The following is a 21,352-nucleotide window of genomic DNA, read 5'->3' as shown; positions in this document are numbered from 1 at the left end:
ATGGCTCTCGCCAGGCCAGCAAAATAAAAAAAGCACCCAGAGGGTGCTTTTTTTATTCAGGCGAAAAGTTGAAAGACATATCCGAGCTTGGCTCTTGGAGATAATAACCTTGGATATAGTCTGCGCCACAGCTCCATAGCGTGGTAAGTGTAGAAGCGTCTTCAATTTGCGGCACAATGGCTGAAGCGCCGTGTTGTTTGGCGAGTTCAATTAATTGTTTCAGCCTATTGGTACCTTCGTCGGTATCCAGTTGCTTCACGTACTCACCACTGACTTTGACGTAATCTACTTGCAAGTGCTTCAGTAGGCTCAGACCGTCATCCATATAGCCAAATCCACCAATGGCTAAGCGACATTTAAGCACGCCTAGTGCTTTGCTAAAGGCTTTTGCTGCTTTCAAGTAGGTTAGGGCGTTCTCTTCTGAAATTTGGAATACCACGGAATCGCCCGGAAGGCGGTTCTTACGCAAAGTGCCGTTTACCCAAGGTAAGAAAGCAGAGTCTCGCACAGTAGAGGGTGTCAGGTGGATGAGTAGTTTGGTATCAGCACCTTGGCGGCGATGCTCTGCCAGCTCAGTAATGGCTGTTTCCACTACCCAGCGGTCTACCTCCATTGCTAAGCCAGCGGCCTCAGCCGTGGCAAGAATTTCGTGCGGGAAGTGCTCCGTCTCGCCTACCTTCATCCTTAACAAGGCTTCGTAGGTTTCTTGTGGATCATCGCGCAAGCTAACAATTGGCTGGAATCGTAAGCTGAAGTGATCATACTTAAGCGCATGCTCAATTTGCTTGGCTAGGCCTTCATCGGCAACATTAGAAGCATCGGAGCGGTCAAACATTTGTACCGGTTGGTTGTTTACCTTGGCATTGTTTGCTGCCTGGTGTGCTTCAGTAAAGGCTTGTCGGGCGTCGTCACACATTTCATCTATGAGTGATACGCCAATTACCACCTTCACTGGAATGGTTTTACCCTCTACCTCATATAGGTGCTGAGATAAAATTTGCTGTAGTTTGCGCGCGCCACCCTCAGGAGAGGCTAGATTACTTGGTGCTAGCCAAGCAAATACATCATCGGCTAAACGTCCTAGTTCACCAACTTTTGCGGTATTACGCAGTTGCTCGGCCGCATCAGCTAATACCACATCGGCCGCTGCAATGCCCAAATCACTCTTAATCTGCATCATGTTCGTAAGCTGAATATAATGTAGAGAGCGGTGCGCTTTAGATGAGCGCAGTGCTGCTCCATGGGCTGCAGAAACCGCTTCATTGAAAGCTTGTTGGTTCAATAAACCAGTGAGCAGGTCTTGTTGCTTGATTTGGTCTAACTTGGCTTGTAGCTCCGCATTGTTGGCATCGTTGCGACGAATGACTAACTGAATGCAGCGCTCTTCTTCATAAAATGCACCTGAGAAGGTAATGCGCGCTGCAAACTGCTCGCCATTGCTGTGCACAGCTTGGCATGGCATGACAGCACTGGCGTTGTCGTCGTACTGCTTTAGGTGTTTTTTTAGCTCTGGCAGGTCACCGGCATCCACCATGTCCATAATTGGCACACAGGACAGCTCCTCCATGTCATCGTAACCAAACAACTCCATATAAGCTTGGTTGGCAAAAATATGCATGCCTTCATGCACATAGGCAATGGCATCCATTGACGAGTCTAACAAGAGTTTGTTGCGTTGCTCGGCTTCTTGTAAGGCTAGTTTTAATTGTTTCACTTCACGCTTGGCAGCGATGAACTCCAGCAGCTGTTTGGCCTCTTGCTGTAGCAGATCGAGTTGCGATTCTGAGCAAATGGCATGACTACCCAGTGCTAGCGCTTGGCTAACTGCTTGGTCCTTCCACTCGTCGATCATGACTAAGCGGGGGACTGCTGCTTGCTGTTGGCGCAAAGATTTTATGCAGGTAAGTGCATTGACCGTTTGTGTTGCTAGTTTAATTACTGCTAGATCAAACTGGCGCTGTGATAACTGCTGCTCAAGTTCACCTTCCGAGGCAATAAAATAGCTATGGACAGGTCGCCCAAGTTGGCGAAGCTTGGCAACTATAGGCTCAGCTTCCGACTGTGAATCGTGAATCAGAATTAACTGAATGGGTTGGTCTTTAGGCATGCCTATGCTCAATTATTATTCCTAACACTAGTCAATCGGGTAAGGACTGACACTACATTGCAAGCTATAGCGGAATGCCTGCGCTGTCAAAGGCAAAAACGTTGGTAGTTAGAAATACACCTGTGCCAAGTTACTGTGCCTTATTTTATTTCAAATAAACTATCGAACCCGTCATCAGGTTGCTTGTTTGGCCGAATCGGCTTTTGCTCTTCCACTGGTTTCACCTGATAAACCGAGATTCGAGCCGAGGCATTCACTTTCCTGACCAAGGTCATCAGATAGGTCTTTCGACTTATATCTACTTTCACTTGATTGCCGGGTTTAAAGGCGACACTTGGCAAGATTAAACTCGGTTGGTTGCCACCTTTGACTGACTTCTCTAGCCAAAGCCCTCTTTGTGGAGCTTCATCGCGACCTGAACTGTGGGTAATACGCACGAGGCAAGCCTCTGCATTAGGTGATACCAGTTCAACACCAGCTTTAATGCTACTGCCTTCTTGTTTGAGCCAGCGCACTAAGCCAATATGCAGCTGGTTGTTGCGCTGCTCGATCCCGATTAGCTCACCTGTTTGAAAGATTGAGGGCGGCTCATTACACCGAATGCCATAACCACCTGGCGACAAATCCGTTACAGTAATAGCGGTCAGCATGGGTGGTCGATACTTTTGCTCCGGTAGATCAATGGCCTCAACAAACGATCCTCGATAGGCTTCATTCCATACATCCCGCTCATCTGGTCGATCAAGTGCAATCTTATAATCACTGGTAAACAAAGCTTGCTGTTCACCGGAAGCATCGAGCGATTGATGTATAGCGGCCAATCCCAGTAGGCATCTAGTGTTATGGTTGATCACTGAGCGTTGCATGTGCCGAGCTAGGGAGCCCGACCAGGCTTTCATCACGTGGGTCAGTAGGGTGAGCCCTCCCGAATTGGGGATGGCAAGATTGATATCTTGACCGGCTACTGCATCGCCCAGTTGCGAGGCGAGCTTGCGCGTGTCTAGGCTTAAGCCGGCTTTTTCCTTTTGGGCAATCTGAGGGTTTGAGACCGGTTTTAAATTGGTCTTAGGGAAGCACAGGATGCCATGGTTATTTGGTTGTAAATGGGTTTCGCCGGCCCAGTCGGTTAGCACCTCAGACAGTGCAAAAATATCGCGCGCTAGAAGTTGATTAGTTTGCGCGGTGGACAATAAAATAATGCTTTTAAGTATGTCGGCGACACGTCCGTGGCGAGTTTCTAAACCCAGCCATTTGTTGTCTATGCATTCAGCAACCAAATCATTAAAAGTTGCCCAGTAATCACTCGATACATCCATGTAAGACATTTGATATGCGAGTAAGTCGAGACGCAAAATGGATAGCTCAGTGGCCAACAATGTTTGATTATGCGCCTTCATTTTGCCAACACGGTGATTATTGGCACAGCGATAGGTTAACCGGCAAAAATGGTGAATAAGATTGATGGCTTTTTGCGCTTGTTGAGCGTCGCGCCGACCGCCAAGCAGAAACTTTTGCATTAATAGCTGAGCCGTGTGCTCTAGGTGAGGCAAAGTTTCTTGTAGTATGGCGGCGGCAAGTGCTGGTTTGGTAGCCAGGACAGATAGTTGCTGAAGTGCCATATAGAGTTGGCGTGATAATTCTCCCACGTTTGCTCTTGGCAATGCTTCTAGCCATTCACGAACGCCGCTTGCACTCATTGGCGCAAAGCTGATCGTCGAGATGCTTTCCTGCGGCTTAAAGGTATATTGCATATGACTTCCATCTTCTGTTAGTTGCAGTCCGTGCTTGCGAGCGTTTATCCCGAAGAAGCCACGATCGTTTTCGATGGCTCGCCAGCAATTTCTCGTGCTAGTTGCGGCACTAAATAACCAGAAGTTGAAGCGCGCAGATCTTGATGTATCTGTATTGCTTCACTTTCTGGCACCTCAAAGTGCGCTGCACCTTTTACTCTATCCATCAAATGAAGATAGTAAGGCTGAATACCAATAGCAAATAGTTCTTCACTTAGTCGGCGTAATGATCGAGCGCTATCGTTAACGCCCCTCATAAGTACTGCCTGATTGTAAAGTCTAACGCCGTTAGTTATTAGCAATTTTGCTGCATGGCCCACATATTTGCAAATTTCATTGGCATGGTTTGAGTGTACCACAAAGATTATACTTTGCACTTTGCTGGCAAGTATCTGCAACAGCTCATCATCTATGCGGCTTGGCGTCACTATGGGCATGCGGCTATGAAAGCGGATCCGCTTTACATTTGGGTATTGGTCAATTTCGGTGAGTAGGCTTGCTAGGGCTGAGTTAGTAAGCATTAATGGATCGCCGCCTGAAAGTACTACCTCGTCTATCTCCGGGTGGTCTGCTAAATAGGCCAAGCTTTGCTGCCACTGGGCGCGACTTTGGCTGTTATCTTGATATGGGAAGTGGCGGCGAAAGCAATATCGACAATGAATTGCACAGGCACTCGTTGTAACAGTCAGTATTCTATTGTGGTACTTGTGTAAGATTCCTCTTTCCACATTGTAAGCTTCTTCGTTGAGCGGGTCGTCAATGAAGTCTGCTGGTGAGGAAAGCTCTTCGGCAAGCGGCATTACTTGCCTAAGCAAGGGGTCGTTTGGGTCGCCTTGGCGCATTTTAGCAACAAAGCTCGGGGTAACTCGAACAGGAAACAGTTTACTCGCCGCTTGTGCAGCGGGTAGCCATTCTTCTCCCAGGCCAACAGCAGCCAATAATGCCTCGGGGGTGCGAATCATCTGGCGAATTTCACTTTGCCAGTCATTTGTGGCATGCACATTTACATCAGTTAGGGGTATCATTGCGGCTAAATTAAATCCAATAACGAGTGAGAACCAAAAATGGCTAGTTATTCTACCAACGAAATCAAGAATGGCGCGAAACTTCTAATTGATGGTGAACCTTGCACTGTGGTCAACAATGAGTTTGTTAAGCCAGGTAAGGGTCAAGCATTCAACCGCATCAAAGTGAAATTCTACCGCAGTGGCCGCATTTTAGAAAAAACCTACAAGTCTGGCGATAGCATCGAAGTAGCGGATGTGATGGAGCTAGATATGGAATACTCATACACCGATGGTGAGTTCTGGCACTTCATGAAAACAGACGGTAGCTTTGAGCAACTAGGTGCTGACGCGAATGCCATTGCCGAAGCAAAAGATTGGTTAAAAGAGCAAGAAGTTTACACAATTGTATTGTTCAACGGCGCTATTCTAAGTGTGACGCCGCCAAACTTCATTGAGTTGCAAGTAACGCAAACAGACCCAGGCGTAAAAGGTGACACCGCGCAAGGTGGCTCTAAGCCAGCGACGCTAGCAACGGGTGCGGTTGTGAATGTGCCGCTGTTCATTGAAGAAGGTGAGTTCTTGCGCATTGATACGCGCTCGCGTGAGTACGTCAGCCGCGCTAAGCAATAATGAACTGGCAGCCGACAGCAACACGTTCGGCTCTGCAGCATCGACAAACGGTGCTGCGCCGAGTTCGTGAGTACTTTTATCATCAGCACGTTCTGGAAGTCGAAACGCCCTTGCTGATGGATCAGCCAGTCAGTGACCCTTTTATCTCCTCTTTAAAAACTAATAGTGGCTTTCTTCATACTTCACCTGAGTACGCGATGAAGCGCCTGCTAGCGGCTGGGTATGGTGATTGCTGGCAATACTGCAAAGTGTTTCGTGGCGATGAGCGTGGCCAAAAGCACCTACCAGAGTTCAGTATGCTCGAGTGGTATCGAGTTGGTTTTGACTTGCCGATGCTCATTGCTGAGGTGATAGATTTGATTCGCACTGCCGCACAATGCCATGTGGCCGCAGTGCAGCGAACCTATGAGCAATGGTTTGCGCTGGCTACCAATGGGCTAAATCCACATTCGGCAACCTTGGCTGAGCTACAATCGTTGGCAAGCGAGTGGATTGATGTATCGGATTTGGACCGCAATGCCTGCTTGGATATCTTGATGACGCATGTTGTTGAGCCAAGTTTTGATCCGGCGGTTATTTCTGTGGTAACCGATTATCCCGCTTCGCAGGCTGCTTTGGCTGTACGCAGCAAAGATTGGCAAGGCCATGAGGTCGCCCAGCGTTTTGAGGTTTATTGGCAGGGGCTAGAACTGGCTAATGGTTACTTGGAGCTGACTGATGCTGATGAGCAGCGAGCGCGCTTTGAGCACGATAATGAGGTTCGCCAGCAGTATCAATTGCCGACGGTGGCGCTGGATGAAAAGCTATTGGCTGCCATGGCGCATGGGTTGCCACGCAGTGCTGGTGTAGCGCTTGGGTTTGACCGTTTGCTGATGGCGATGTTGCAAGCCAGCGATATTGATCAGGTAGTCGCTTTCGCTAACCGCTAATAAAAAAAAGCTGCTCAACCTAGGTGAAGCAGCTTTTTTTAGCTCAATACTTTTACTTTTTGCCCATTGTCGCCAGTAACTGCTCAAGCTTCTTCTGCATGCGCTCTTCTGGTGTGCCAGTTACTTCTTCTACGGCAGATTTTTTCTGCTCAGGCTTATGCTTGCGCGGCGCTTGCTGATGCTTTGCTTTACCGCCTGCATTACTGTTGCGGCGAGGGCCTTTATTCATTGGCTTGCGGCGGTTTTGCTGTGGTTTGCGGCGAGCTTGGCGCTTAGCGAGCTCTTCTTGTGCGTGCGATGCTTCATCGGCAGAGACTGCACCACCAGCTTGGCCTTGCAGGTCCACACGTTCGGCGCCTTCTACCAATGCTTTAAGGTAAGCAGTTTGGCGCACATAGGTTGCCAGCGCGCGGCGAATCTTGGTTTTTGATAGTTTGCCATCTTCTGCCAAAGCTTCATGGATACCAACTTTTAGCGGCCTAGCATTCTCTAAGGTGAATACTTCAGGATAGGCATCTAACAAAAGCTGCATCGCGGCAAGGTTTGCTTTGCGGTTTTTTTCCCGCTTGGCCTGCTCAGCTGCTTTCGCCTGGGCATCGTTTTCCGGTGCGGCATCTTGCTTGGCTGGCGGAACCTGTTTTTCTGCTTCTGACATAGATTTCAAACTACATTAATGACTAAAGCAGCGAGCATAACGGGACTTGCTGCGTTGCTCAAGACCCCAAGTGGTTAAATACACCTCAAATATCGTCTTTTCTGTAATTTAACGGTACATGTACCTGAACTTTTGTGCCTGGTTGGCAGTTTTCAAAGCTCGCTACGTCCTTAGGGGTTAACAGAATGACCGTTGATCCGAGTAAGAAGCGCCCCGACTCTTCACCTTGTTTTAACTTGTGATCATGACCACGGTTGCGTGGTGCTCGAGTAAGGACTTCACGGCCACCCCAGGGTGTTTCAATGCCAGCAACAATTAAAGCGCCCACGTAAACCATATAAAAGGGGCCTTGCTCGCCTTCAAAGCGACAAACGAGGCGCTCGTTACGGGCAAACAGAGCATCCACGCCTTGTGCGGTTTTCTGATTCACCGAAAATAGTTTGCCAGGAATATAACTGGTGTCAGTCAGCTTGCCATCACAAGGCATATGTATTCTATGGTAGTCACTCGGTGATAAGTAAATTGTGCAAAAGTCACCCCCTCGCACTTCTTGTGCCCAGTTGCTGTTGCCCAATAGTTGTGTGGCTGTGTAGTGCATGCCCTTGGCTTGTAAGATGCGGTCACCGGTGAGCTTGCCTGCTTGGCTAATTTCTCCATCAGCCGGCGATAACCAAGCGTGCGGGTTTGGCGAAAAAGGTCGCGCCTCGGGCGCTAGGGCGCGCGTAAAGAAGTCGTTGAAGCAGTCATAGGCTTCTAGGTTGGGCTCAAGCGCTTCGGCCATATTGACCTTGTATGTTTTGCTAAACCAGTTGATCAGCGGTTGTTTAATCCAGCTGGTACGGCTAGCCGCTAAACTCCCAATAATGCGAGTCAGAAGGTGTTGTGGGGTAATATGCTGTAGCAAAACAAACGGTGACATAAAGGTTCTCCTTTCATCACCATATTGTGCATTGATATTGAGCGTGCGGCTAGTGCAAGGATAAATTAGTTCAGTTGCCGTTTGTATGGTAGTTAAACGGCGTCTAAAGCGGTGCCGAATGCTGTCGCTAACTGGCGGAAGCGTTGATAATGATCTGGTGTGGCATTTTGATAGACGGCGACAATAACCGCTTGGCAGCGCCCTTGGTTCACAACCGAGCGCAACATGATCTCATTTTGCTCTGCTAAACCAGCCAGAAATGCCGGTAGATGAGGCAGGGTCGCGGCTCTGTTTTTTTCGTTTATCCACAAGCTAACCGACTGCTCACTCAGCTTCTTCATAATTGACGAAGGAGCGATTGCGCTTTGTGGTTTGCTCATGCCACGCCAGGCCATCACGTCATACTTGCCTAAGTGTGGCACAGCGATCAAACAGGCTTTGCTGTGCAAGCAGCTTTGCATGCCGCCCAGTAAACCATCGAATAAATCGATGCGGTCCAAATAGGCCAGTTGCTTGGGGTGCATTTTATAAAGCAGCGAGTTGAGACCATCATGATCAATAGGCTTTGCCATGACTGGCGCAGGTCGCGGTTTAATCTTGTGTTCGTATGGCTGGTCGGTGACGTACTGGCGCATTGCTTGGTTAGCCAAGCTTTGCGGATTGTTGTGGGTCACGTCTAGCATCCAGCCACGCAGCTGAGTGGCAAAATGATTGATACCCAAGGCAATGCCACCACGCCGGCAAGCATCAAGGAACTGATCACTACGCCAAGAGCGGCGAGCGCAGTGGGCAATTTCATGGCTAAAGGGTAAAAAGTACTTCATTGCCATGGCTTTTGGGTGTTTGCTGTTGGCTAGATTCAGTGCTACCGGTAGCTCCCATTGCATTTGCATGGCTTCTAATACTTGCAAGTAGCGGCAGTCTAAATGGCCGGCGATGCGCTGCTGAATCGACTTGGTAATAGCGGTGTTATGGTCAGCGCCTTCCATAATTAGCGGGTCTGTCCACCACATCGCAAAAATTGGTGCGCCATCAAAAATGGTTTGCCAATAGTCGGCTTCAGTAAATTCAATGTGGCGCATAGCAAACCAGCACTTGAGTAGCTCGGCGGCGAGCAGGGCATCGCCAACGCTGCGCAATAAGCCTTGATGAAGCGTATTGTTAAAATCGATACGTTTCATGTCTTTGCATAGCGCCAGCACTTGGCGAGGCCCGAGTAAATCGATTAGCTGACTTGCTGTCTCAATTGGCTGGCCTTTGGGAATGTGCTTGGCTGCCTGAAATAGACGCATGGCTAATAAAGGGTCGTTAAGTAACAGCGTCGACAATTCACCCGCCTCGACAGCACGCTCGATGTCGTGCTGTTGGCTAATGATGGCAATAGGCGTGCCACTAACGCGCCTTAGCCACTGGGTTAATTGACTGGCTTGAGTACTAATCACTATCGGCCCTCGGTCACTATGCGTTACGTTATTTTTATTGGTGAACGCTATATGGTTAACGGCAAAAAATATTTTGAACGCTGACTATAACGGCTAATTGATTCAAAGTCGTCTATCAGTGATCGATGCTCACCTGGTTGATTATTAATTATGCGAACTTGGTCATCTTTTTGCCAAGGGTAGAGCACGGCAGTGCCTTGGTCATTGGCTAAAAATGACGTGGGGAGGTCGTAACTAGGGGGCAGGTTGGTGATAACATTTACCGACGTTTTGCTGGTAACACGCTGGCAAAGTCGATTAAGGCCTCTTAGTTGTTCGTAGGCTGACCGTTCGTCCTGCAATATAATTTGCAGGTGATGGTTGCGGTGTTGTAGTAGCCAATCTTTGACCGGTTCTAGCCATTGCTCGTTCTGCAAAGCCTTCGGGATATCACTGCGCACAAACAAGTAAATGGTACGTAGTGCTTGGTCACTCAGTGTTGAATAATCCGGTTCAATTGAGTTGGCTTGGGTCATGGCGCATATCAACTTCTGTCAACGACTGAATAATGCCGTGCAAGCTATCGAGACGCCTGATTAATATGCGATCCTCTTCAACTGCTTGCAGTACAGCGCAGCCGGGTTCATTCCTGTGGGTACAGTCCCTAAACTTACAATATGCCGATTCTTGCTGGATCTCCAGAAAACCGTTGTATACATCTTGTTCATCTAGATGCCATAAGCCGAACTCGCGAATGCCTGGTGAATCGATCAAACTGCCGCCACTGGCTAGATGATAATAGCGAGAGGTGGTTGTGGTATGACGGCCTTTGCCCGTTGCTTGTGAAATGTTGGCAATGTCGATTTCTTGTTCGGGTAGTAGCGCTTTGGTAATGGAAGACTTGCCAACACCAGATTGGCCAACGAGAATCGAGCTATGATTGCCGAGTATTGCTCGAATTTGTTCAATGCCTTCTTCACTGTTCGCACTCACAACTTGAGTTGCATAGCCTAGCGCTTGGTATTCTGCTAGGTATTCATGGTATGGCGAGTCGTCCGTTAACAAATCGCTCTTGTTTAGTACGATTATTGGCTGCAATTGACTTGTATGGGCTGCCACTAGGTAGCGGTCGATCAAGTTAACCGGTGTTGGCGGGCTAGGCGCAACAATAACAACTAGCTGGTCTAGGTTGGCTGCCACGGGGCGCTTTTCACCACGCCAGTCAGGGCGAGTGAGCAATTGGCGTCGCTCGGCAAGCGCTACAATACTGCCCTCATTATTGTCTAGTTCAAGCAATACCTTGTCGCCGGCAACAACAGGCGGTACCGACCCTGACTTGCTGCACAAAAGCGATTCACCATCATGCTCAACAATAATTTGTCGACCATGGTGCGCCACCACCAAGCCGTTGGCTTCTTCTGGTTGGCAAAATCGACGTTTATTTACGCGCCCGCGCTGCTGCTTGCTAAGTTTTCTTTTGCCCATGTGTGCATCTATGTAGTTGGCGTGCCAAAATAGTAAAACAAAAAGCCTCGGGATGACACACGCACAGTAAGGGTGGCACAGTGAATAAAGAAACGAATTTAATTTGGCTAGATATGGAAATGACCGGCTTAGAGCCTGAGCGTGACCATATCATTGAAGTTGCAACGCTAGTGACTGATGAGCAGTTAAATGTGTTAGCCGAGGGGCCGGTGATTGCGATTCATCAGCCCGACAGTGTGTTGGCGCTAATGGATGACTGGAACCAAAAAACGCACGGTGAAAGTGGCTTGGTTGAGCGTGTGAAGCACAGCAACGTGAGCCTTACACAAGCCGAGCAGCAAACGTTGGACTTCCTGAAAGAGTGGGTTGCGCCGGGTTGCTCACCACTTTGTGGCAACTCCATTGGCCAAGATCGTCGCTTCATTTATCGATACATGCCGCAGCTTGCCAATTTTTTGCATTACCGCTCTATCGATGTGTCGACCATTAAAGAGTTGACTCGCCGCTGGGCACCAGACGTGCTGAAGGGCTTTGAGAAAACGGGTACGCACAAGGCAATGGACGACATTAAAGAGTCGTTAGCGGAGCTTAAGTACTACCGAGAGCACGTAATAAAGGTGTAGTTTTTATTTTAAAAAAGTAATTAAATTTAATTTATTATTTTACTTTATTTGATTTTTATTATTTTTTACTTTCTATGTTTTTTAGGTGGGCAATGAGCGTAAAACAAAGCTCGATATACTCTACCGCTTCAGTGCTCGCCACTTCGTAATCGACAGCGTGCGCAACCTTGTTGCGCAACTGGCGAAGTTCACTGAATAGCTTTACCTTTTTTGTGTCAATCATCGATTCACTGGCCAGTATGTCTTCTAGCAGCTTGTAGCGCCTGTCGATATTTAAATCTACATTTGGTTGGCGTTGGCGAATGAGTAGTTCAGCAGCATCGTTTACTTCTTTCCAAGCCCCTAGTACGGCAGCATTGGGCAAGTGTTTAGCTGTGGCAATGAGCTGCGCCTTGCGATCTTGCTTGAGTTCTGGGAAAGCGCCTTCGGCTTTTTGTTTTACCACGGCGAGCCCTTGGCCAAACTCAACTTCTAACTCTTTATACTTAAGCCGTTTGGCAAGTGGGATTAACCGGGCGAGCGGGGCGCGCAGGGACACCAGTGAAAACACGAGAACCGCAGGCCACACCAAGATGTCGATTAGCTCAATGGTGTACTGCATCCAAGTCATGGCTGTCCCTTATTGTGTTTCGCGTCAAGCATGGCGACGATGCCATTTTCCTGCGGTTTATCGGTTAAAAGTTCACTTCGAGCCCGACTAGGTACTCTTGTTCGGCAAATGTCTGGTTAGGAAAATCTAGTTTATCGTCGGCTAAGTCAACTTCGCTAAATAGTGTCCAGTTCGCAGCATAAAACTGACCAAGGTCGTAGTCTACTGTTAGCTCTATGCGATGTGCAACGTCGCCAGTCCAGCCTTCAAGATTATCCGACGTTTGCCATTTTTCTTGCGGCTGGCTAAGGGTGTGCTCACTTGCAAGCGTCAGTGCTTTGGTCGGGCGCCAGGTGAGCTCATTACTTAACTGCCAGTTTCTTTCTGTGGCCTGTCGATTGGCATCAAACTCTCGTTCTATACTGGCTTGCAACTGCCAACGCAAGCTGGAAGCAAGGCTATGGCGGGTTTCGAGCGCTAGTTCGATTTGGGTATTGTTGTCTTCACTGGTCGCCACGTATCTTTGGTGGGTTATCTCTCCGCTCAGCACTACTCGCCAATCGTTCAAACGATGCGATAAACCCGCCACCGTTTGATACAAATTAAAGTTGCGGTTGTCTCGTATCGGGTACTGCTCTTTGTACCAACGTCGGTCAAACTCGCCTTCAATAAACAACTGAGTATTGGCTGATATACGTGTGCGAAACTCGCTGCCAACTTCTAGTTGCCAGCGATTAAAGGCGCCACTGACATCAATTGTTTTGCCTTCCGCATCCTTAGTGCGTTCAGGCTCGCCGTATTTGTCTACATTAATGCGATTGGCGCTATGGCCGCTTAACCAATACTGCCAGCGCCACTGGCGAGTACTGTGCTGGTGCTGCAGCTTGCTGGCGATTACCTGGGCATTCACGGTATTTGGGTCGGCTATTGTTTGGCGAGCCGATAAGTCGAAGCGCCAGTCGTCAATACTTGCGCGCCCTCGCGCCGAGGTTTCAGCCACAATAGCAGACTGAGCCGGGGTGATGCCATGTGGGTTGTTTTGCCATGCGAGGGTTTGCTCGCCCACCCCCTGCCATTCAACCGCGTTGGCCATGCTGGTGGTAGCGAGCAGTGGAACTAGAAATCGGATCATTGCCTTTCCATAAAGCCGTTTGGTTTGACCAAAGTAAAAAATACTAGCTGACGAAAAGCTTACAGCTTTACTCAGGGCAATGTAATTTAGCCTAAGTAAGATAAGCAGAAATCTATTCATAGGACGTGTAAAGATGAACTGGCCTACCCTTTGGCAGCAGGCATGGCGTCGCCAAGTAGTCACCCTAGTGCTGATGTCGATTGTTGTTGCTGTGCTGACGTTTTTTTTGGCGTTACTCATGGCAAAACTATCGTTATTAGCAACGACTACCGGCTTGTTGCTGTTTATCGGGCTGCTGTTGTTTAGGTGGTTGTTATTAATTCTTGTGCGTACTCAGGGTGAACGCTTAGGGCAGCGCTATATAGCTCAGGTTCGGGCAACATTTTTCGAGCGCTGGCTAAATGTATCGAGTGATCAGGCGCCGCCAAGGTTTGGGGTGATGATCATGCGTTTAATATCCGATGCCAATGCGCTAAAACGATGGATTGCGCTTGGCTGGCTGCAGCTGCTGACAAGTTTGCTGACAGTGGCAGCCATTATATTGGCCAGTTTGCTCAACTGGCCTGCGCTTGTTGCACCCTTCGCAGTGTTCTTGCTGCTGTTCGTGATCTGGCATGCCGTGCTGACCTATTTTTTGGTGCAAAGCGAGCGAGCCATTCGCCGAGCGCGGGGTAAATTGAGTGGTCAAGTTGGCGAGTTTACGATGGCGCGCTTGGCGGCTATTCAGATGCGCTGGCTTGGCCGAATCACCCGTCGGTTAAACAACGCTAGCGAAGAGCTGGGGGCTAAAAGTGCAGCACAGCAATGGCCAGCCATGCTAGCCAATGGCCTACTCGATGCGGCAACGCCATTGTTAATTGTTTTTCTATCGATTCAGTTTGCCGGTGACGCAAGTAACTTGGCTGCCGCTCTGTTGATTTTAGGCTTGCTGTCGGCAAGCCTGGTTGAGTTATCTCAGGCTTGGCTTTTTGGCTGCAAGTTTTATGTCGCGCGCCAGCGCCTATCTCAGGTGGCAATCAATATGGCTAGCCCAAGTGCAGGTGGTTCGCTGAAAAAGTCTAGCGCTGCGGCTGTGGCGCTACGTAGTGTGCAGCTAGACGGGATGGGGGTTTGGCAAGCCTCGGCTGACGCCGGGCGGCGCATTTGGGTGCACGGTCGCGGGAAGTCAGCATTGGCGAAACTATTTTTTCGCCAACTTGCACCAAAAAGTGGCTATGTAATGGTTGGCGGGCGAAAAATGCATAACTTATCGCGCAAGGCTTTGTATGGCAGTATTGCCGTAGAAACGGGCGAAATCCCGCTAGTGCGAGGAAGCCTGAGGCGCAACCTAAGTGGCGGCGTTAGTGACGAACAGTTGCTAGAAATACTTCAGTGGGTTGGGTTAAAAGACTTTTCGCTTGAGCACAAAATTGGCGAGCTCGGGCGAGGGCTGACAAGCACCGAACAGTGGCAAGTGCGCCTAGCCCGAGCGCTGTCGAAAGCACCGGCGGTTCTATACTTAGATGATCCACCGGCGCGTTTGCTGCCGGCATTGGAAAGAATATGTGCTGCTTTTCCGGGTACGCTGTTAATTGCGAGCGATAGCCAAATGGACTTACCATTCGATGACCATTGGCAGCTTGATCCTGTCAGTATTGTGTAAGGTTTGACCCTATAATATGACACTGATCAGAAATTTAAGGTGACAAACAAATGTTACGCCCCTTGGCCTTAACGATAACCATGATTGCAGCGGCATCTCAGGCAGATGACCAAGTGTTTCAGTTGTTGCGTGATGTGCGTGAAACCCTCGCACCAGGCGACCAGCTGCTAGAAGCGCATGTGGTAGATCAAGGAAGCTGGCGGGTGCTAAACGTTGAAGTGTTAACCGCAGATAATAAATTATCGACCCGCCACTTTGAGATTGGCAGTGCTCGTGAGTTAGATAGAGATGAATGGCGCGCTATCCTTGCTGAGCAAGAGGATGATGAGTTTGTCGGCAGTGACTTTGAAGATGACGAATTTGAAGACGGCGAGTTCGATGATGACGACTTTGAAGAAGACGAGTTTGAAGACAGCGAGTTCGAGGACGACTTCGAAGACGACTTCGAAGATGAGTGGGAGGATGACGACTGGGAAGATGATGACTGGTCTGATGACAGCTCGAATGTCGCCGCTGACGATGAGCAGGATGACGATCTCGATGATGAGGACGAATAATGCGCGCACTGGTAGTTGAGGACGATAACGAACTCAATGAACAAATAACCCATGCGTTGCGCCGCCATGGGTTTGCCGTTGATCAATCATATGACGGCGAAGATGCCTGGTTTTTGGGTGATACTGAGGGGTATGAAATCGTTGTACTCGACTTGGGCTTGCCGAAAAAAGATGGCATTAGCGTGCTGCAAGCATGGCGCAATGATGGCAATAAAGTACCTGTGCTGGTGCTAACCGCGCGTGATAGCTGGCGCGAAAAAGTTGCCGGCTTGCGCGCTGGCGCCGATGACTACATGGCCAAACCCTTTGAAATGGAAGAGTTGCTGGCGCGTGTGGAAGCCTTGCATCGGCGTACGACAGGTCATGCGTCGTCGGTATTGGAGCTAAACAACCTAACCATAGATTTGTCGCAGCAAAAAGTATGGCTAAATGGTGCTTCCATTGAGCTCAGCGCGCTTGAGTACCGGTTAATAGCCTATATGGTGGCGCGTGAAGAACAGGTGATTTCCAAGTCTGAACTGACAGAGCATATCTATAATCAAGATTTCGACCACCAGTCTAATGTGATTGAAGTGTTGGTGAATCGAGTGCGCAAAAAAATTGGCAAAGACGCCATCAAAACTCGCCGAGGGCAAGGCTATTACTTCATCGCGCCGTAACTCAACCCTGTCACTTACATTGCGAGTGACCCTAGGCGCTGGCGTTAGTGCGCTGCTCGCACTAATTGCCGTGGGTGTGTTACTGGTATTCCTATTTAGCCAATACATAGAGCGACGGTTTGAACAGACGCTATCGGGCAAAGTGCTAGATTTAATTGCCACTGTTGATGCCTCGGTTGAGCGAATTAATATTGAATCGACCAACCCCGCGTTTCGCTCCCCCATCTCTGGCTGGTACTGGCTGATTATCGAACAACCCAACGTCATCGCCACCTCCCCCTCGTTAGTTGGTGGACACCCACCGATGTTAACCGCATTAACCTCCGATGGCTGGCACACTGCAATTGGCCCAGGCGGTAATCAACTGCGAGTGCTTCGCCAGACAATTATGTTCGAAGAGGCCAATCGCCAACTTACCTTTGTGGTCAGTGGACCACAGAGCGATATTAGCCAAGATGTGTGGGCGTTTAGCCGCCAAGCGGCCATATCTCTACTAGTTTTTCTAGCGGCCCTAGTAGCGGTCGTCTGGCTGCAAACTTATTTGTCGCTTAGGCCTGTCACTCGCATGACAGCGCAATTATCAAACATCCGCAGCGGCCAGCAATCCAAGCTTGCAGGAGAGTACCCAAAGGAGCTTCAGCAAATTGGTGACGAGATAAATCTGTTGATTGACCATAGTGAGCAGGTTGTAGAGCGCGGCCGGTTGCAAGCTGCCAATATTGCTCACTCATTAAAAACGCCGCTGGCGGTGATGAACAACGAAATGGCGAACTTGCCTGATGCCTCGGCCAAATTGCTGCGCCAGCAACTAAAGCAACTAGACCAAACCGTGCAGCTTTATTTGGCGCGCGCCCAAACCAGCCGCAAGCTCTATGTTAGTCATCAGGTCAATGTGCAGCAAAGCGTGGCAGAACTCGTCAATGCGGTGAGTTTGGCCTACCCAGATAAGCAAGTTGTGGTGAACTGCGAAATAGATGCAAAAAGCACGGTGCTTATGGAGCAGGGTGATTTTGATGAGTTGGTCGCCAACTTGATTGATAACGCGATTAAGTGGACAGACCAAAAGGTATTGATTACCTTCAACACCCGTCAGGCTGGTTGGCAGTTAACAGTGGAAGATGACGGGCCTGGTATTCCCAATGAACAACTACATAAAGTCACTAGAGTGGGTGTCCGCCTTGATGAAAGCGTGCCCGGCTCGGGCGTGGGCCTAGCAATCGTGCAAGATATCCTAGCCGTGTATCGCAGCCGGCTCACATTTAGCACCTCGCAAGCGCTAGGCGGCAACTGCGCCAGAATAGAATGTGACGTAGGCTAGCTAGTTCGTGGACACCCACTGGTTTATGGCATCAAATAGTGGTTCGTGGACACCCACTGGTTTATGGCATCAAATAGTGGTTCAGGGCACTCGATCTGTGGCAAGTGACCACACTGGGCAATCTCAATAAACGTCGAATTGGGAATCTGCTCAGCAACAAAGGCGCTTTGCTCAACTTTTACAATAGCGTCTTGAGTACCTGCTACGACTAATACTGGGTAGTCTGTTGTCGCCAATGTTTGCATTAGCTCGTTTTGGTTGTAACGCCAGTTACGCAAGTATTGCCATAGAGCGGTGTCCCAATTGCTAACTGCGGTGTTTAGTCGAGCACCTGCGAGCATATCAGAGGAAATGGCGCTTTCGTCGGCAAACATTGATCTGTAGAAACTTTCACTAGCGCCAAGCTGCCTTGCCAAAAGAACGCCAAGCCCGTCCATTTGCGGCAATTGCATTAGCCAAGTAGGGCTGTTGCCGCTAACGGTAACGGCCGGCGCGATAAAAACAGCACCGCTAACATAGTCGGGTTTGCGGGCGAGAAGCTCAGTTGCAATCACTGCACCAAAACTATTGCCAACTAAAATGACGTTGTCGAGAGCTAGTGCCTTCATCAGGGCGTCCAATCGGCTGGCAGCTGCAGGTAGCGAGTAGTAGTCTGCCTCCTGCACACCTTCTGGCAACGTTTTTGAGCTTAACCCGTAGGGAACCTGATCATATGCGATCACCCGTCCGAGCGCTGATAAGTCTTCTGTGATACCTGACCAGCTCGAGGCGTTTAGCGTGCTCCCATGAATTAAAACAAAGGTTGGTTTATTCCCGGTCGCATTGCCGAACGCCTGATAGTGTAGCTCGGTGCTTCCGCCGTCCTTATTCAATATTTGCACAAAATTACTCGTGCTAGTCGCGAGTGTTATGCTGTCTACTAGGTTTGGTAATGGGGTTGGCTTAATAAACAGTGGCAAGGTTGCTGCCATTACTAGTAACCCAAGTGCGCCAAAGGTTAGCCATTTTATAAACCTTTTCATGTTATTTACCCTCGTTCGGGAAACGTGTGTGAATCAATTGTTTAATCCATCGATATTCGAGCTCTGCGGATTGATGTAGAAAGTCGACGCTAGGGTGCATGGCGAGTTGCTCGTCAGTTAAAACATTAAAAGCGGCAAGCTTTTGCTCGGCAATCTGCTGCTTGACCTTGAGTAGACTTTTTACATGTTCAGCTTCAAGCGCATCGAGGAAATCAAACGCTACCAGCCAGCTGTGCATGCTAGGTGCTTGTTGAGCCAAAGACTGATTGATTAACTCAATGAAATTTTGCTTGCCAAGCTCCGTTATTTGATAAGTTTGTTTAGGTGGGCGCGAGCCGTCTTGCTCGCGTGTCACCGACAGCCAGTTGTCCTTTTCCATATCGGCTAATAGCTTGTAAGCGTTCGCTTTTGATACTCGCACTGCAGAGAATGGTCCCATGTCTAGCAGTTGTGCTAGTTGATACCCGTGTTGGCTACTGTGCTGCAGCGCACCTAGGATTAGAATTTTTTTCTCAATCACAATGGCACCCTCTTTATTAGTCATGTGTGACTAGTCATAAGTGACTATGGAAGTGATTTTATAAAAGCGCAAGCGTTTGATGACATCTACTATGTTGACGTGCCTATCACTGTGGGGAATATGGTAGTGGTACATCACAGTGGCCTTGATGTTAATGAACGCGCCGACTTATCTGGCCTGAAGATGGTAGGAATACTCAACAGCCAGGGTTACAAAAATTTAAGTGCGCAACTAAATGCCGAAGAGTTGATTGAAGCGGCAGACGACAAAGCCATGTTTCGCATGATCGACACAGGGCGCGCCGATTTTACCATTTTCATGGGAGTGATTGGGGAGGACATCGTGGATCAACTTTCACTGCAGAACACGGTTGTTACAGAGGTAAATATCGTCGATTTGTACTTCTATTTGCTAGTTAGTGGCAAGCATAAAAGTAAAATAGACGAAATAGCCAGTATTATGCGAGATATGATCGCTCAATCTCCTCAGCCTTCATCAACGCTCATTTGTCAGCCATGATTTTTTGCTTTTGAGTTGCTAGAAGCTTTTTTCGTAGTAAATATCAAACTCATCTTTATGAGTTTGTTTAAGTCCGTGCCTTTGATAAAACTCGTTAGCCTTGCTTTCTTTCAGAGCCCCCAGTCGAACGGGCAGTTTTTTTGATTGTGCGATCGCAAACACTTTGTTTAGCGCGCCTGCGCCTAATTGCTGACCTTGGAACCTTGGGGTGATGTAGAGGTGGTCGAGGTATATATGATCAGCCTTGAGGCGCACAACAAAAAAGCCCGCTAGCGTTTCATCAACGATGATCTTCGTGGTGTCTTCAGGTGTGAATGATTGTAAAAACCGTTCTCTTACTCGACTTTCATCATAACGGCCAATTGCCACTAAGCTCTCCTTCATGGAAGTTGCTCGAAGCTCAGCTAGTGCTTGAGCATCTGCATGGGTGGCGGCTTGGAAATTCATGGCTGTCCTTGCATAGAGATTAATCGTATGTTCGAGATGCTGGCCTAACGAGTGTTCTTTTTTTATTTGGCGTACAACGAAAATGATAAACCTAATGAGCAAGTAGGCAACCACTGCCAATAATACTATGGTGATTGCCGTGCATAGTAACGGGTAAACACAAGGTAGGCCAATTTGAATGTTCATAGTGCCAAGCTTATTGTTGGGTTTCGAAGGCTGCCTCTAACTCGCCCACCATTAACGGGTTGTTGGGTGAAAGCCTACTTGGTAAACGAAGCGCTACGCTACCATCTGGGTTGACCAAGTATTTAACAAAATTCCACTCTGGCGCTTTGCTCACTTGTGCCAAGTGCGAAAATACAGGATTCGAATTAGGCCCGGTAACGTCGGTGGGCGCCAGCATGGTAAAATCAACACCAAAGTTGCGATAGCAAACATCGGCGGCTTCTGCTTCGCTATTGGCTTCTTGGTTAAAACTATCGGATGCAAACCCAACAATTTGCAGCCCCAAGGGACCATATGTTTCATGTAATGCTTGCAGCGGCCCAAACTGATCAGTGAAGCCGCAAAAGCTTGCCGTATTGACGATAAGCATGGGTTTATCAGAGTGTAAATCGCAAAGGTTTATTGTTTGAGCGCTGTGCAGCTTGCGAAACTCATGATCCAAGTATGCTGGACACCCACCGCTTTCTTGCGCAAAAGCTAGGTTAATTGTGAATAAGCTGGCAATTAATATGATTAACTTAGTCATCCTGTGCTCCTTGGGAAATCATGTGTATGGCTTTGTTTGCGTCTATTGTGTGCTTCGGGTTTACGACTTGACTGAGCAGCTTGTGAAGGGGCAACTTTGCGAGGTTGCCAAGGTGAGCTGACACGCCTCTACTCATACCATAAGCAAGTACACGTTGATTAAAGGGTAAAGTATCGTCGTGGAAAGGAAGTAGTTCTTCTAGGGCTTTCTCAGAGTTGAAGTTATTGATATCAATGTTGCGATCGGCGATTAGTGCAAGCTTCTCTGGGCTATAAATATGCAAGCATTGCCAAGTGAGGTCACTACACAGCTGGCAGTCGATAACTGCTTTAGATGGCCAATCTGCGCCAAACTCAGCAGGTGATATCATGCTCAAGAGAGCTGATTCGTTGTGCCAATATAGGGTGTAGCGCGTAAATCTAGTAGGCTGAAACGAAAAACGGGCATTCAGTATCAACCTTGAAAAGATATAGCGCATCAGCACATTGTGTGTTGAATCGCTTTCCTCTACAACTGGCTGCAGATGGTTAATTTGTGCCAAAACGGGCACTAGCCCTTTGCCTTGCGGGTTTGGCGATTTTTTTGAGGTGTTGTGCATAATCATTCAAAGCGCGTCGTTTTTTAACCTAT

23 protein-coding genes are annotated in these 21,352 nt (G+C 48.6%); 8 read left to right on the top strand and 15 right to left on the bottom strand.

Translation table 11 applies throughout. The annotated features are described in order from the left end of the window. Positions 1 to 52 precede the first annotated feature (52 nt). From DUW71_RS01010 to epmB, 3 genes are all read right to left on the bottom strand, one after another. Positions 53 to 2,107 (bottom strand): EAL domain-containing protein, encoded by a 2,055-nt coding sequence (locus DUW71_RS01010; protein WP_119393370.1) that lies wholly within the window; start codon positions 2,105 to 2,107, stop codon positions 53 to 55. A gap of 140 nt (positions 2,108 to 2,247) precedes the next feature. Then, positions 2,248 to 3,858 (bottom strand): hypothetical protein, encoded by a 1,611-nt coding sequence (locus DUW71_RS01005; RefSeq protein WP_119393369.1) that lies wholly within the window; start codon positions 3,856 to 3,858, stop codon positions 2,248 to 2,250. 44 nt (positions 3,859 to 3,902) lie between these two features. Next, positions 3,903 to 4,922, bottom strand: coding sequence for an EF-P beta-lysylation protein EpmB (epmB, locus tag DUW71_RS01000; RefSeq protein WP_119393368.1), 1,020 nt, complete (start codon positions 4,920 to 4,922; stop codon positions 3,903 to 3,905). Positions 4,923 to 4,961: 39 nt separating this feature from the next. Between epmB and efp the strand changes: the two genes are divergently transcribed. Together efp and epmA are read left to right on the top strand one after the other, a co-directional pair. Then, on the top strand, positions 4,962 to 5,534 hold the full coding sequence (gene efp, locus DUW71_RS00995) for an elongation factor P (RefSeq protein ID WP_119393367.1): 573 nt from the start codon (positions 4,962 to 4,964) through the stop codon (positions 5,532 to 5,534). After that, complete coding sequence (gene epmA, locus DUW71_RS00990; RefSeq protein ID WP_119393366.1) at positions 5,534 to 6,463, top strand: EF-P lysine aminoacylase EpmA; 930 nt, start codon at positions 5,534 to 5,536, stop codon at positions 6,461 to 6,463. The genes efp and epmA overlap by 1 nt, the downstream gene beginning before the upstream one ends. Before the next feature lie 52 nt (positions 6,464 to 6,515). Here epmA and DUW71_RS00985 read toward each other — a convergent pair whose 3' ends face one another. From DUW71_RS00985 to rsgA, 5 genes are all read right to left on the bottom strand, one after another. After that, positions 6,516 to 7,118 carry a ProQ/FINO family protein gene (locus tag DUW71_RS00985; protein ID WP_119393365.1) on the bottom strand — a complete coding sequence of 201 codons (603 nt, stop codon included), beginning with the start codon at positions 7,116 to 7,118 and terminating at the stop codon, positions 6,516 to 6,518. 85 nt (positions 7,119 to 7,203) lie between these two features. Next, the gene (gene asd / locus DUW71_RS00980; protein ID WP_119393364.1) at positions 7,204 to 8,037 is read right to left on the bottom strand and encodes an archaetidylserine decarboxylase; all 834 of its coding nucleotides are present in this window, start codon (positions 8,035 to 8,037) and stop codon (positions 7,204 to 7,206) included. 92 nt (positions 8,038 to 8,129) lie between these two features. Continuing rightward, the gene (locus tag DUW71_RS00975) at positions 8,130 to 9,479 is read right to left on the bottom strand and encodes a hypothetical protein (RefSeq protein ID WP_119393363.1); all 1,350 of its coding nucleotides are present in this window, start codon (positions 9,477 to 9,479) and stop codon (positions 8,130 to 8,132) included. Positions 9,480 to 9,526: 47 nt separating this feature from the next. Continuing rightward, a complete protein-coding gene (locus DUW71_RS00970; RefSeq protein WP_119393362.1) occupies positions 9,527 to 9,994 on the bottom strand; it encodes a DUF7931 domain-containing protein in 468 nt (155 codons plus the stop codon). Continuing rightward, positions 9,972 to 10,943, bottom strand: a complete 972-nt coding sequence (rsgA, locus tag DUW71_RS00965; protein ID WP_119393361.1) for a ribosome small subunit-dependent GTPase A — start codon at positions 10,941 to 10,943, stop codon at positions 9,972 to 9,974. Before rsgA ends, DUW71_RS00970 begins: the two co-directional genes overlap by 23 nt. An 80-nt stretch (positions 10,944 to 11,023) precedes the next feature. Between rsgA and orn the strand changes: the two genes are divergently transcribed. Next, complete coding sequence (gene orn, locus DUW71_RS00960; protein WP_119393360.1) at positions 11,024 to 11,566, top strand: oligoribonuclease; 543 nt, start codon at positions 11,024 to 11,026, stop codon at positions 11,564 to 11,566. A 58-nt stretch (positions 11,567 to 11,624) separates the two neighbouring features. Here orn and DUW71_RS00955 read toward each other — a convergent pair whose 3' ends face one another. Then, on the bottom strand, positions 11,625 to 12,176 hold the full coding sequence (locus DUW71_RS00955; RefSeq protein ID WP_119393359.1) for a hypothetical protein: 552 nt from the start codon (positions 12,174 to 12,176) through the stop codon (positions 11,625 to 11,627). Between the two features lie 64 nt (positions 12,177 to 12,240). Continuing rightward, positions 12,241 to 13,287 (bottom strand): hypothetical protein, encoded by a 1,047-nt coding sequence (locus DUW71_RS00950; RefSeq protein ID WP_119393358.1) that lies wholly within the window; start codon positions 13,285 to 13,287, stop codon positions 12,241 to 12,243. 133 nt (positions 13,288 to 13,420) lie between these two features. Between DUW71_RS00950 and DUW71_RS00945 the strand changes: the two genes are divergently transcribed. The 4 genes from DUW71_RS00945 to DUW71_RS00930 are packed head-to-tail and all read left to right on the top strand — an operon-like array spanning position 13,421 to position 17,463. Beyond that, positions 13,421 to 14,929 carry an ATP-binding cassette domain-containing protein gene (locus DUW71_RS00945; RefSeq protein ID WP_119393357.1) on the top strand — a complete coding sequence of 503 codons (1,509 nt, stop codon included), beginning with the start codon at positions 13,421 to 13,423 and terminating at the stop codon, positions 14,927 to 14,929. A gap of 50 nt (positions 14,930 to 14,979) precedes the next feature. After that, the gene (locus tag DUW71_RS17525; protein WP_158583816.1) at positions 14,980 to 15,486 is read left to right on the top strand and encodes a hypothetical protein; all 507 of its coding nucleotides are present in this window, start codon (positions 14,980 to 14,982) and stop codon (positions 15,484 to 15,486) included. Continuing rightward, positions 15,486 to 16,145 (top strand): response regulator transcription factor, encoded by a 660-nt coding sequence (locus DUW71_RS00935; protein ID WP_119393356.1) that lies wholly within the window; start codon positions 15,486 to 15,488, stop codon positions 16,143 to 16,145. The genes DUW71_RS17525 and DUW71_RS00935 overlap by 1 nt, the downstream gene beginning before the upstream one ends. Continuing rightward, entirely contained in the window at positions 16,087 to 17,463 is a 1,377-nt protein-coding gene (locus DUW71_RS00930) for an ATP-binding protein (protein ID WP_158583815.1), read from the top strand. The genes DUW71_RS00935 and DUW71_RS00930 overlap by 59 nt, the downstream gene beginning before the upstream one ends. A gap of 23 nt (positions 17,464 to 17,486) precedes the next feature. Here the strand turns inward: DUW71_RS00930 and DUW71_RS00925 are convergent, their stop codons facing one another. Both DUW71_RS00925 and DUW71_RS00920 read right to left on the bottom strand, forming a co-directional pair. Next, positions 17,487 to 18,485 (bottom strand): alpha/beta fold hydrolase, encoded by a 999-nt coding sequence (locus tag DUW71_RS00925; protein ID WP_119393354.1) that lies wholly within the window; start codon positions 18,483 to 18,485, stop codon positions 17,487 to 17,489. A 1-nt stretch (position 18,486) separates the two neighbouring features. Beyond that, positions 18,487 to 19,029, bottom strand: a complete 543-nt coding sequence (locus DUW71_RS00920) for a PadR family transcriptional regulator (RefSeq protein ID WP_119393353.1) — start codon at positions 19,027 to 19,029, stop codon at positions 18,487 to 18,489. Positions 19,030 to 19,131: 102 nt separating this feature from the next. On the opposite strand from DUW71_RS00920, the gene DUW71_RS00915 reads away from it, so the two are divergent. Then, positions 19,132 to 19,524, top strand: coding sequence for a transporter substrate-binding domain-containing protein (locus DUW71_RS00915; RefSeq protein WP_158583814.1), 393 nt, complete (start codon positions 19,132 to 19,134; stop codon positions 19,522 to 19,524). An 18-nt stretch (positions 19,525 to 19,542) separates the two neighbouring features. Here the strand turns inward: DUW71_RS00915 and DUW71_RS00910 are convergent, their stop codons facing one another. The 3 genes from DUW71_RS00910 to DUW71_RS00900 all read right to left on the bottom strand — a co-directional run bounded on the left by DUW71_RS00910 (position 19,543) and on the right by DUW71_RS00900 (position 21,326). Continuing rightward, positions 19,543 to 20,085 carry a GNAT family N-acetyltransferase gene (locus DUW71_RS00910; protein WP_233546000.1) on the bottom strand — a complete coding sequence of 181 codons (543 nt, stop codon included), beginning with the start codon at positions 20,083 to 20,085 and terminating at the stop codon, positions 19,543 to 19,545. An 82-nt stretch (positions 20,086 to 20,167) separates the two neighbouring features. After that, complete coding sequence (locus tag DUW71_RS00905; protein WP_119393351.1) at positions 20,168 to 20,722, bottom strand: glutathione peroxidase; 555 nt, start codon at positions 20,720 to 20,722, stop codon at positions 20,168 to 20,170. Further along, entirely contained in the window at positions 20,715 to 21,326 is a 612-nt protein-coding gene (locus DUW71_RS00900) for a hypothetical protein (protein WP_119393350.1), read from the bottom strand. The genes DUW71_RS00905 and DUW71_RS00900 overlap by 8 nt, the downstream gene beginning before the upstream one ends. Between the last annotated feature and the right edge of the window lie 26 nt (positions 21,327 to 21,352).

This window comes from Salinibius halmophilus, assembly GCF_003577475.1.
GTDB lineage: Bacteria > Pseudomonadota > Gammaproteobacteria > Pseudomonadales > Natronospirillaceae > Salinibius > Salinibius halmophilus.
This window is presented reverse-complemented; position numbering and strand designations above follow the sequence as displayed.

Bases quoted from the DNA above. Each gene is read 5' to 3' on its own strand.
- DUW71_RS01010 (WP_119393370.1), bottom strand. From the start codon at position 2,107: ATGCCTAAAGACCAACCCATTCAGTTAATTCTGATTCACGATTCACAG.
- DUW71_RS00935 (WP_119393356.1), top strand. From the start codon at position 15,486: ATGCGCGCACTGGTAGTTGAGGACGATAACGAACTCAATGAACAAATA.
- DUW71_RS00985 (WP_119393365.1), bottom strand. From the start codon at position 7,118: ATGTCAGAAGCAGAAAAACAGGTTCCGCCAGCCAAGCAAGATGCCGCA.
- asd (WP_119393364.1), bottom strand. From the start codon at position 8,037: ATGTCACCGTTTGTTTTGCTACAGCATATTACCCCACAACACCTTCTG.
- rsgA (WP_119393361.1), bottom strand. From the start codon at position 10,943: ATGGGCAAAAGAAAACTTAGCAAGCAGCAGCGCGGGCGCGTAAATAAA.
- DUW71_RS17525 (WP_158583816.1), top strand. From the start codon at position 14,980: ATGTTACGCCCCTTGGCCTTAACGATAACCATGATTGCAGCGGCATCT.
- efp (WP_119393367.1), top strand. From the start codon at position 4,962: ATGGCTAGTTATTCTACCAACGAAATCAAGAATGGCGCGAAACTTCTA.
- DUW71_RS00950 (WP_119393358.1), bottom strand. From the start codon at position 13,287: ATGATCCGATTTCTAGTTCCACTGCTCGCTACCACCAGCATGGCCAAC.
- epmB (WP_119393368.1), bottom strand. From the start codon at position 4,922: ATGATACCCCTAACTGATGTAAATGTGCATGCCACAAATGACTGGCAA.
- DUW71_RS00970 (WP_119393362.1), bottom strand. From the start codon at position 9,994: ATGACCCAAGCCAACTCAATTGAACCGGATTATTCAACACTGAGTGAC.
- epmA (WP_119393366.1), top strand. From the start codon at position 5,534: ATGAACTGGCAGCCGACAGCAACACGTTCGGCTCTGCAGCATCGACAA.
- DUW71_RS00925 (WP_119393354.1), bottom strand. From the start codon at position 18,485: ATGAAAAGGTTTATAAAATGGCTAACCTTTGGCGCACTTGGGTTACTA.
- DUW71_RS00905 (WP_119393351.1), bottom strand. From the start codon at position 20,722: ATGACTAAGTTAATCATATTAATTGCCAGCTTATTCACAATTAACCTA.
- DUW71_RS01005 (WP_119393369.1), bottom strand. From the start codon at position 3,858: ATGCAATATACCTTTAAGCCGCAGGAAAGCATCTCGACGATCAGCTTT.
- DUW71_RS00945 (WP_119393357.1), top strand. From the start codon at position 13,421: ATGAACTGGCCTACCCTTTGGCAGCAGGCATGGCGTCGCCAAGTAGTC.
- DUW71_RS00955 (WP_119393359.1), bottom strand. From the start codon at position 12,176: ATGACTTGGATGCAGTACACCATTGAGCTAATCGACATCTTGGTGTGG.
- DUW71_RS00900 (WP_119393350.1), bottom strand. From the start codon at position 21,326: ATGATTATGCACAACACCTCAAAAAAATCGCCAAACCCGCAAGGCAAA.
- DUW71_RS00920 (WP_119393353.1), bottom strand. From the start codon at position 19,029: ATGACTAATAAAGAGGGTGCCATTGTGATTGAGAAAAAAATTCTAATC.